Raw genomic sequence first — 4,872 nt, forward strand, 5'->3', positions numbered from 1 at the left:
CCTTTTCTTGCGCCTTCTCACGCCCTCGCCCGCGCCCTCTCGCTCAGACGATCGGGCAGGGCACTCCGGTCCTGGCGTGGCACTCGTAGCCGTTGGGGTTCTTGTGGAGGTACTTCTGGTGGTACTCCTCGGCGTACCAGAAGGGGCCCGCTTCATCAGCGGGGGCGACCTGCGTCGCGATCACCCCGAAGCCCTTCGCCTCGAGGGCGCCCTGGTAGGCCGCGCGGGCGCGAAGGGCCACGTCGAGCTGCTCGGGCGTCGAGGTCCAGATCGCGCCGCGGTACTGGGGGCCGAGGTCGTTCCCCTGACGATCGACCTGAGTCGGGTCGTGAATCTCGAAGAAACGCGCGATCAGCTGCGCTGCGGAGGTCTGCGCGGTCGAGTAGACGACCCGAACCGTTTCGGCGTGGCCGGTCGTGGATGTGCAGACCTGCTCGTAGCTCGGGTTCTCGAGGTGCCCGCCCATGTAGCCGGTCGCGGTTGCGACGACGCCGGGTGCATTCCAGAAGGCCTTATCGACTCCCCAGAAGCAGCCCGCGGCGAGGTAGAGGACTTCTTCGCCCTCGCCGGGTTCGTGATCGATCGGGGCGGTGAGCGCCGGGGGAGCGGGCAGGAAGGAGGCGGAGCCGCCGAGTCCGAAGATGCGTGAATTCATGAGCTCCATCGAAGCACTCATCCGCGAAGCGCGCACGGGCTGGTCCGATCGGCCCTGCTGGGGCCGCTCCGATCGGCGCTGCTGGGGCTGCCGGGCTCGGCCGTCGTCCGCCTCGGGGCGTCCATCGCCGAGTGCGGGGCTGTGCAACGCGGGGTGAGGGCCGCTCGCCTCGGCGATCCTCCGAGCCTCGGGTAGCCTTGAGGCAGACGTGGAAAGAGGATGGCCGATGAGTGACGACAACACCCGCATGAAGTGGCGCTTCGCGGAAATCTTCGAGCGCCTTGCGATGCAAGTGGGCGAGAAGCCCGCTGAGTCAGCGGAGGACCCGATGGAGTTCCGGCCGGGCGATCCTCTGGACCAGGACCGGGATGCCGCAGGCGCGGTGCCGTGGTCGCTGCGCGTGACGGCGGCGCTCTCCTGGCGCGCGATCGTCGTCGCGGCGGCGGCGGCAGGCCTGATCTGGGCGGCGATGCGCCTGTCGGTCATCGTCATGCCGGTCGCGATCGCCCTCCTCCTCGCGGTGCTGCTCGAGCCCCTGGTCGGCTGGCTGTCGAGCCGCTGGCGCTTCCCGCGCACGCTGTCGGCCGCTCTCGGCCTGCTCATCATGATCGCTGTCGTCGTGGTCGCCTTGTCGCAGGCGGGCAATGAGATCTTCCAGCAGCTCCCCCGACTGTTCACGAAGGCGAGCGCCGGTGTGGACGAGCTGATGAAGTGGATCGAGAAGGGGCCGCTCAAGCTCGACATGACGGTGGTCAATCAGGGCTTGTCGACTGTTCAGGCGGAGATCACGCAGTGGGCCCAGGCGAACTCCTCGGTGCTGGCGACTTCGGCCCTCTCGGTGACCTCTTCGGTCGTGTCGATCCTGTCATCCACCCTGATCATGCTCTTCTGCCTCTTCTTCTTCCTCAAGGAGGGCAGGACGATCTGGCTGTGGGTGGTTCGGCTCTTCCCCGCGCCTGCACGCCGTCCCCTGCATGAATCGGCGATCCGCGGCTGGGTGACCCTGGGCTCGTACGTGCGCACGCAGATCCAAGTCGCGGCGATCGACGCGGCCGGTATCGGTTTGGGGGCGTTCTTCCTGGGGCTGCCGATGGTCGTGCCGATCAGCGTCGTCGTGTTCTTCGCGTCCTTCGTTCCGATCGTGGGCGCCCTGGTGTCCGGCGCGATCGCCGTGCTGGTCGCCCTCGTCGATCAGGGGGTCACCGCGGGCGTCATCATGCTGGTCGTGATCCTCGGCGTTCAGCAGCTCGAGTCGAACATCCTCCAGCCGTTCCTCATGTCTCATGCGGTGTCGCTGCACCCGATGGCGGTGCTCCTGGTCGTCGCCGCCGCGGGTTCGGTTGCGGGTATTCCGGGTGCGGTCTTCGGCGTGCCGATCGCTGCCTTCTTGAATGCGACCTTCCTCTACCTGCACGGATACGATCCGATGCCCGAGCTGGCGGAGGATCGCCAGCGGCCCGGGGGCCCGCCCGAGATGTTGGACGACCTCGTGAAGGCGTCGTACGCGGGCAAGGCCCGCACGGACTCGGATGGCGGCGTCGCCGTCGACGGCGCGGAGAGTCCGGTGAAGGGCGAGACGGCGCCCGTGCCGTCTTCTTCTGATTCGTCGCGCGCCGAGGGCGGGGCCGCGGGAGCGATCGGCGAGGGCGGGGACGAGGAGCTGTAGCCCGGGAGCTGTAGCCCGGTCCGCCCCGGTCCCGCCCTCGGCCCGAGGGCGGGACCCAGGATGCGACGTGGGCGGGGCATGCTGAGGCGGGTGAGATGCCCTGTTGCGCATGACATGACGCGATCCCGCTCGGCGCGGTCTTCCGGTCGATGCGGTTCGCCTGCCCCGTCAGGCCGGAGCCGCCTCGTCAGGCCGAACCGCCGGGTCGGGTCGGGGTTTGCGGGCGGAGCGGCGCTTGCGGCGCCTTGCCCTCAGCCGACGAAGGGCTTGGCCTCGAGGATCTCGACCTTGATCTCGCGGCCGTTGGGGGCTTCGTAGGTGATCGTGTCACCGGTCTTGTGCCCGAGGACCGCGGCGCCGAGGGGGGCCGTCGAGGAGAAGACCTGGACCCCGAGGTCTCCGCCCGCGTCGCGCGAGCCGAGGAGGAAGGTCTGCTCGCGCCCTGCGACGAGGGCGGTCACGACCATGCCGGGTTCGACGATCCCGTCGTCTTCGGGGGTCTCGCCCACCTGGGCGTTCTCGAGCAGGGCCTGGAGGGCCTGGATGCGGGTCTCGTTCATCGACTGCTCGTTGCGGGCGGCGTGATAACCGCCGTTCTCACGCAGGTCCCCTTCCTGGCGCGCAGCATCGATGAGCTTGGCGATCTCGGCGCGCTTGACTTCGATGCGCTCGGCGAGTTCGCTCTTGAGCAGGTCGTACTGAGCCTGAGTGAGCCACTGGGTGTCGGCCATGGGGTACCTCCGATAGAAAAGGGCCGGCTCCGAGGGGTGCCGGCGTGCATGGGGCAGTGTATCAAGGCGGTCAGCGTATCAAGGCGCTCAGCCGAGCACGGCGATGTAGACGGCGACGCAGTGACAGGCCCATGCGAGGACTGTGAAGGAGTGGAAGAGCTCATGGAATCCGAACCAGGTCGGTGAGGGGTCGGGGCGTTTCGTCGCGTAGACGATGGCGCCGAGCGTGTAGAGGAGTCCGCCGGAGACCAGGAGCCAGACGACGGCGGGTCCTCCCGCCGCCCAGAGCTGGGGGAGGTAGGCGATGGCGACCCATCCGAGCGCGACGTAGATGAGGGTTGCGAGCCAGCGCGGGGCGCTCGGCCAGAAGATGTTGATGAGGATGCCGGCGGCGGCTCCGATCCAGACCGTGAGGAGGATGGTGAGTTGGTCGCGGCCGTGAAGGAGCGCGACAGACAGGGGGGTGTAGGTGCCGGCGATGAGGAGGAAGATGTTCGAGTGGTCGAGGCGCTTCCAGACGAGCTCCCAGTTGGGCTTCCAATAGAAGCGGTGGTAGGTCGCGGACACCCCGAAGAGGATGAGCGAGGATGCGAGGTAGACCGCTGAGGCCCATTTCTCCGCGGCTGTGGGCGCCAGGCAGACGAGGACGATCGACGCGGCGAGCGAGAGCGGGGCGGCGACGAGGTGGAGCCATCCGCGCAGGTGCGGCTTGATCGCGATGAGCTGGTCGGGGAGCCAATTCATGGGGCGGAGTGAGGCGACCTTCATGTTCATCTCCCTGGCGAGAACACTACTTACGTTTCCGTAGGTTACTACACCGTAGGTTCGTGTGCGAGGGATCCGGGTGATGATGAAGGTCCCATGGGAGGGGGCATGCGGGTACTCTGTGTGCGCGAGCCCGTTCGTGCTCGACAATCGACTCGGCCCGAGCGTCGCAAGGCTGAGTGGAAGGGAGGGGCCGTGGCAGCTTGGAATCTCGCCTACGATCTCTACGAGAAGCGGCTGCGGCGTCAGTTGCCGCCCGAGTCGATCCCCCGGCACATCGGCGTCATCCTCGATGGGAACCGCCGCTGGGCGAAGTCGCTCGGCGTGCAGCCCTCGCAGGGGCACCGTGCGGGGGCCGACAAGATCAGCGAGGTGCTCGGCTGGGCCGAAGAACTCGGAGTCGAGATTGTCACCCTCTGGATGCTGTCGACCGACAATCTCTCGCGCTCTTCCGCTGAGCTCGACGAACTCCTCGGCATCATCGCGGATGCGGTGGATCGGCTCGCCAGGCGCGGCCGTTGGCGCTTGGCCGTCGTGGGCGATCTCGGTCTGCTGCCCGCCCCGATCGCCGAGAGGATCCGCGCCTCGGTGCGGGCGACCTCGGGCATTCAGGGATTGTGCGTGAACATCGCCGTCGGCTACGGCGGACGCCATGAGATCACAGAGGCCGTCCGCGCCATCCTTTCCGATGCGATCGCCTCGGGCCGAAGCCTCGAGGACCTCGAGGCGGAGCTGTCGGATGCGGACATCACCGCGCACCTCTACACGAAGGACCAGCCCGATCCCGACCTGGTGATCCGGACCTCCGGGGAGCAGCGCCTCTCGGGATTCATGATCTGGCAGTCCGTGCATTCGGAGTACTACTTCTGCGAGGCGTACTGGCCCGATTTCCGCCGCGTCGATTTCCTGCGCGCGCTGAGGTCGTACGGCCAGCGCGAACGCCGCCTCGGCCGCTGAGCGCCCCTCGTCCCCGCCCGTCGCGGCGGTCCTCCTCCCGGCGATCCCGGCGACGAGGGCGGGGCCCGCGCAGGGGAAGCCGGGAAGCGCCGCGAAGC

5 protein-coding genes are annotated in these 4,872 nt (G+C 68.1%); 2 read left to right on the forward strand and 3 right to left on the reverse strand.

From position 1 onward, the window contains the following. Positions 1 to 43: 43 nt before the first annotated feature. Positions 44 to 664, reverse strand: a complete 621-nt coding sequence (gene msrA / locus ACQY7V_RS02700) for a peptide-methionine (S)-S-oxide reductase MsrA (protein ID WP_419183685.1) — start codon at positions 662 to 664, stop codon at positions 44 to 46. Positions 665 to 881: 217 nt separating this feature from the next. Here msrA and ACQY7V_RS02705 point away from each other — a divergent pair, with 217 nt between their 5' ends. After that, entirely contained in the window at positions 882 to 2,321 is a 1,440-nt protein-coding gene (locus tag ACQY7V_RS02705) for an AI-2E family transporter (protein WP_428638781.1), read from the forward strand. A 251-nt stretch (positions 2,322 to 2,572) separates the two neighbouring features. Here ACQY7V_RS02705 and greA read toward each other — a convergent pair whose 3' ends face one another. Next, the gene (greA, locus tag ACQY7V_RS02710) at positions 2,573 to 3,052 is read right to left on the reverse strand and encodes a transcription elongation factor GreA (RefSeq protein WP_154476427.1); all 480 of its coding nucleotides are present in this window, start codon (positions 3,050 to 3,052) and stop codon (positions 2,573 to 2,575) included. Positions 3,053 to 3,139: 87 nt separating this feature from the next. Beyond that, positions 3,140 to 3,820, reverse strand: a complete 681-nt coding sequence (trhA, locus tag ACQY7V_RS02715; RefSeq protein ID WP_154476429.1) for a PAQR family membrane homeostasis protein TrhA — start codon at positions 3,818 to 3,820, stop codon at positions 3,140 to 3,142. Between the two features lie 192 nt (positions 3,821 to 4,012). Between trhA and ACQY7V_RS02720 the strand changes: the two genes are divergently transcribed. Then, the gene (locus ACQY7V_RS02720) at positions 4,013 to 4,774 is read left to right on the forward strand and encodes an isoprenyl transferase (protein WP_303774525.1); all 762 of its coding nucleotides are present in this window, start codon (positions 4,013 to 4,015) and stop codon (positions 4,772 to 4,774) included. The last annotated feature ends 98 nt before the right edge of the window (positions 4,775 to 4,872 follow it).

Origin of the sequence: Schaalia sp., assembly GCF_050312375.1 — a bacterium.
GTDB lineage: Bacteria > Actinomycetota > Actinomycetes > Actinomycetales > Actinomycetaceae > Pauljensenia > Pauljensenia hyovaginalis.

Bases quoted from the DNA above. Each gene is read 5' to 3' on its own strand.
- msrA (WP_419183685.1), bottom strand. From the start codon at position 664: ATGGAGCTCATGAATTCACGCATCTTCGGACTCGGCGGCTCCGCCTCC.
- ACQY7V_RS02705 (WP_428638781.1), top strand. From the start codon at position 882: ATGAGTGACGACAACACCCGCATGAAGTGGCGCTTCGCGGAAATCTTC.
- greA (WP_154476427.1), bottom strand. From the start codon at position 3,052: ATGGCCGACACCCAGTGGCTCACTCAGGCTCAGTACGACCTGCTCAAG.
- trhA (WP_154476429.1), bottom strand. From the start codon at position 3,820: ATGAAGGTCGCCTCACTCCGCCCCATGAATTGGCTCCCCGACCAGCTC.